This window comes from Mucilaginibacter panaciglaebae, from assembly GCF_039539265.1.
Classification (GTDB): Bacteria; Bacteroidota; Bacteroidia; order Sphingobacteriales; family Sphingobacteriaceae; genus Mucilaginibacter; species Mucilaginibacter panaciglaebae.
On record NZ_BAABCV010000020.1, the window covers coordinates 1 to 4,783 of the forward strand.

Genomic DNA, 4,783 nt, shown 5'->3' on the forward strand with positions numbered 1-4,783 from the left:
TTAACAACCGGGTCAACTTCCGGGTGGAGCATAACGGCACGGTGAACCTGAGCCAGGTGCAAAACTATTACCCCTTTGGGGAAACGATGGGCGACAGCACCATGAACTACACGACCACACCAGTGGACCTGTACCAATACAGCGGCAAGGAAATACAGCCCGAACTTAATCTGAATACCTATGACTTCGGAGCCAGGAATTATAACCCGGTTTTAGCAAGGTGGCTGACTATGGATCCGCTGGCGGTGGGGTATGAGGACCAATCACCCTATAATTATGTGGGAAATAATCCATTGAATTTAATTGATCCGGATGGGATGCAGCCAAGCGGCGGGGGCATCAGCCCAGGGCAAATGGCTTCGGCTGATATTATTATTCATAGTGGGAGTGGTGGTAGTGCAGCAGCTGGTAGTGCAGCAACCAGTAGTGGCGGTTCGTGGGGATCCTGGGGCTGGGTTGGCGCCGGCGCAAACGCTTTAGGGCAAGGCATCAGTGCTTTTAATGCTACAACGTTGAGAACTACAACAGTAACGGATTTTAATGCCGCTAAAAATGTGCAGGGGAATGTAATAAGTCCTGCTCGTAACTACGTCAATATAAGTTATGGCCCAAATGCTAAAAAAGTACTCTCTTATTATACTATAAATATCCTTCAATCAATTGGCAAAGCATCGGGAGAAAGAATTTTCGTGATTAACAGCACATACAGAACAGCTAGCGAACAAGCTAGAGCTATGTTCCAAAATATCCAAGGTCATGGAATTAAGCACCAATTACAATTATACAATGGTAAACCAGGAGAGCAAGTTATTGAAGCTTATCAACAAAAAGGGACTTTGGAAGCAATGATTGATAAAATAAATGAATTAGGGCCTGAAAACGTCTCTTCTCACTCAAGAAATTTTGCCAAAGTGCAAGTCGTTGATATAAGTCCCTTATATATAAATAGTTTTTCCAGATTTCGCAATGTATTAAAGCAGTTTGTAATTAATGGCACTCTAAACAAATTCATTATGCCACCACAGGACCCTGCGTTTCACCTAGAAATACCGCAAAAAAGCCTATCTCCACAACTTAACAGGAAATAAGTTGACTATGATTATATTTGTTTTACCAAAACCAATGATTATTAAGTAAAAAGTATATGAAAAATCACTACCACTTACTATTGTTTGTTTTTTTATTTATTGCTTGTAATTCTAAAGACCATAAAAAGACATTAAGTTCTCTTGTAGATGCTCCATTTAAAAAAAAGATTGAGAAAAAGAAAAAAAAAACAAATATCCAACTTCTTCAAGGTAAATGGTGTTCGATTGAAAATTCAGAGTCTTTATTTCAGATAGATTCAAATGAAATATTTTACTATGATGCAACAAAATACTTCAAGTATACTTTATCAAACAATATACTAAAAATCAAATTCGATGATTATGCATCATCAAGCCAAATAAAATTTAAAGGTAACGATACGTTAATTATGATCGGTCTTGGCAAAGCTGATGGGATCATTGATACGGTCTATAGGTGTTCAAAGTAAAGAATAGTTTCAGCCATGTCATCAGATACAGTGACAAGAATTACAACCTGAACTGGACCTGAATACTTAGGTTTTGGCGCCAGGAATTATAACCCGAGGTCGGCACGGTGGATATATTTAATATATGGAAATAAAAGAATTTAAAAACATATTTAGCGATATTGCTAAGTCAAACCATTTAAAAAAAAATTTTGGCGGGTGGTTTACGGAAAGTGATGAGTGTATTTTAATGCTAGATTTGCAAAAATCTAATTTCAGTAATATTTATTATCTAAATATAAAAATATACATCCAAGGAGCATTTGGAAATATATACATTCCGAGTAAAGAATTATTAAAGATTCAAGGTGGTGATGTATTTAGACGTACTCCCCCTGATTTTAATGACGTTTTCGATCTTTCAAACCACATGAATGATCTTGAAAGGAATAAAAAATTAAACTCCCTTTTTGATAATTTTATTATGCCATTTACAACTAAAGCATTGACAAAATCTGGATTAAAGCAATTATCATCCGAAAATCAAGTTGTCTTATTGCCAGCAATTAAAGAGGAACTTTATAAATAACGTTTATTTAGTTAACGTTCAATTTGCTATATCGCGTACCAAGAAAATACCCAAAATCACTTTTCCACTTTCCTGACCGAAGCTTGTAGCGTCGACCTAAAATACCGCAAGTTTTCAACTTGCTGGCCGTATGGTACCTTAACAAGTCTCAAAATTATAAATCTGTTGAGCTACTTTTTATACAATCTAGTGTTAGACTATTAGCCATATATCTTGCTGTATGTAGGCGGCAACCTGATCAGCCAGCGGCATTATGTGGAGGATGTTATTGTGACGGCCCATCCCTCGGTACCGGCCGACGGCAAGATCGAAAGCATTGCGATGGACGAGGGCCGGGTAGTGAATACCGGTACAGGCGGATATAAGTATGAATATAACCTGCAGGATCACCTGTTTAACAACCGGGTTAACTTCCGGGTGGAGCATGACGGCACGGTAAACCTGAGCCAGGTGCAAAACTATTACCCCTTTGGGGAAACGATGGGCGACAGCACCATGAACTACACGACCACACCAGTGGACCTGTACCAATACAGCGGCAAGGAAATACAGCCCGAACTTAATCTGAATACCTATGACTTCGGAGCCAGGAATTATAACCCGGTTTTAGCAAGGTGGCTGACTATGGATCCGCTGGCGGTGGGGTATGAGGACCAATCACCCTATAATTATGTGGGAAATAATCCATTGAATTTAATTGATCCGGATGGGATGCAGCCAAGCGGCGGGGGCATCAGCCCAGGGCAAATGGCTTCGGCTGATATTATTATTCATAGTGGGAGTGGTGGTAGTGCAGCAGCTGGTAGTGCAGCAACCAGTAGTGGCGGTTCGTGGGGATCCTGGGGCTGGGTTGGCGCCGGCGCAAACGCTTTAGGGCAAGGCATCAGTGCTTTTAATGCATTTAAGATGTCGTCTACAAAGATTGAGAATTTTGGTACACTTAATAAATTGCAGGGGAATGTGATAAAAACAGCAACCCCCAGCAATCTAAGTAATTCAGCTATTTCAAATAAGAGAAATCAAGCAGTTTTTGCAGGTGGAGCGCTATTATCAACCGGGTGGAGTGCCGAATTTGCTGATCCTGAGCCTGTTACAAAAGCAGTAGGCGCTCTTGTAATGGCGGGTATTAGTGCCCACTCGCTTTATCAAAATCGGGTGTATCTTGCAAACTCTGGTGTTGCTTTATACAACAAAATGACTGCAGAAATTGATCGGATCGCTAGAAAGGCTCAAGGGCCGCAGGGTTTCACTTACGCTTTGGTTGCAACAGTTCCTGGACTTTATCCAAATGTGCGAGGAGGAACCAAATTCTTAAATATTGGAGATGTTTGGAAATTCGGACAAACGACGTCAGGCAGTAGATATTCAAATAGTTCTTTAAGAGGATCTAGGCTAGAGCGAATAAATTTATTTCCCGGCAATCAGATAGAGATTAAAATACAAGAAAAAATAATGATATATGGTTATTTTATGGAACATGGGACATTGCCTCCAGGAAATCATATCTTTAGATAAAAAAACTATGAATTTTGGATTAGCAGTAAACGTGTCAGTTGAAATAAGAAATAGAACTCAGCCTATACATTCATTATCAAATGATTTAGAAGGTTATTTTAAAAATAGAAGTTATGGTCTCGCTATCAAATCCTACACTATTGGAATAACTTGCGTTTCACCACAGTTTGATCAATTTTATAAAAAAGAAACAAAACCCAAGTACACAAAAGGGATAAAGGTGATCAATACAGATGGTATACCTTTTACTTTGGAAGATAATTTTGAATATAGCATCAAAATAGACTATGAGAGTTTCAAAAACGCGAATGAACAAGAGGCGAAGAAGATGTTAGCTAAGTCTATCCTAGAATCTTTAATTGTTTTTGAAAAGATGAAATCCAAAATTAAGGATTTTGACTATCTAAGTTTCAAAGCAGATTTAGAAAACTATTTCTTACAACATCATTTGATATAGTTGAAACACTTCCTTACTGTCAAACGCCCAACGGCACCAATACGTATGTGGGGCTATCAATAAGATCTTTGCCCAGTCGCAGGAGCTCAGGCATAACATTCAGAGCTGGTGACCCCAATCAATAACGGCCCTCCCTGGTCAAGTTACAAACTTCGACCGAAAATGCCGCAAGTTTTCAACTTGCTGACAGGCCTCTGCTTTAATTTTAGCTGATCCAAAACTAACTTAGAAGTCAGGAAAAGTGATCCAAAGTGATCCAAACGAATTGTTGGTTTTCGTAAGCAACTGATTTTAAGTAACATAGAATTCCGAAGTGATCCAACTGATCCAAAGTGATACACATTCACGCGTGGATCAGCGCGCAAGCCGCGTTAGCGATTGAAGTGGATACCTGCCCACCGCGCCTAAGGCCTAGCCGGCGTATGAACGTAAAGCGCGGCCGCAGGCAACACCCATAACATCAAAGGCTGGGTGACGCAGATCAATAACGGTACGCTAACCAACGATGGCATTACGCAGACCGACCCGAATGCGCTGTTTGGCGAGTCGATCACTTACTATGAAACATCCCCCTTATCCGGCGCTACGCCACAGTACAACGGCAATATATCGGGCATGACCTGGCGCAACCGGATCGAAGCCTCGGGCAAGCCGGGCGTGGTCACCGGCGGGCAGGGTTATACGATAGGCTATGACAATGTAAACC

6 protein-coding genes are annotated in these 4,783 nt (G+C 40.5%); all 6 read left to right on the forward strand.

What is annotated here, in order from left to right; genetic code table 11:
- Positions 1-1,088: RHS repeat domain-containing protein (locus ABD772_RS17415; protein WP_345107462.1), on the forward strand; the 1,088-nt coding region annotated here is incomplete at its 5' end.
- A gap of 56 nt (positions 1,089-1,144) precedes the next feature.
- Complete coding sequence (locus ABD772_RS17420; RefSeq protein ID WP_345107467.1) at positions 1,145-1,537, forward strand: hypothetical protein; 393 nt, start codon at positions 1,145-1,147, stop codon at positions 1,535-1,537.
- A gap of 124 nt (positions 1,538-1,661) precedes the next feature.
- Positions 1,662-2,105 (forward strand): DUF4304 domain-containing protein, encoded by a 444-nt coding sequence (locus tag ABD772_RS17425; protein ID WP_345107470.1) that lies wholly within the window; start codon positions 1,662-1,664, stop codon positions 2,103-2,105.
- A 213-nt stretch (positions 2,106-2,318) separates the two neighbouring features.
- A complete protein-coding gene (locus tag ABD772_RS17430; protein WP_345107473.1) occupies positions 2,319-3,620 on the forward strand; it encodes an RHS repeat-associated core domain-containing protein in 1,302 nt (433 codons plus the stop codon).
- A gap of 7 nt (positions 3,621-3,627) precedes the next feature.
- On the forward strand, positions 3,628-4,077 hold the full coding sequence (locus ABD772_RS17435; RefSeq protein ID WP_345107476.1) for a hypothetical protein: 450 nt from the start codon (positions 3,628-3,630) through the stop codon (positions 4,075-4,077).
- 471 nt (positions 4,078-4,548) lie between these two features.
- The coding region (locus ABD772_RS17440) for a hypothetical protein (protein ID WP_345107479.1) at positions 4,549-4,783 on the forward strand (235 nt) is incomplete at its 3' end.

Bases quoted from the DNA above. Each gene is read 5' to 3' on its own strand.
- ABD772_RS17420 (WP_345107467.1), top strand. From the start codon at position 1,145: ATGAAAAATCACTACCACTTACTATTGTTTGTTTTTTTATTTATTGCT.
- ABD772_RS17425 (WP_345107470.1), top strand. From the start codon at position 1,662: ATGGAAATAAAAGAATTTAAAAACATATTTAGCGATATTGCTAAGTCA.
- ABD772_RS17435 (WP_345107476.1), top strand. From the start codon at position 3,628: ATGAATTTTGGATTAGCAGTAAACGTGTCAGTTGAAATAAGAAATAGA.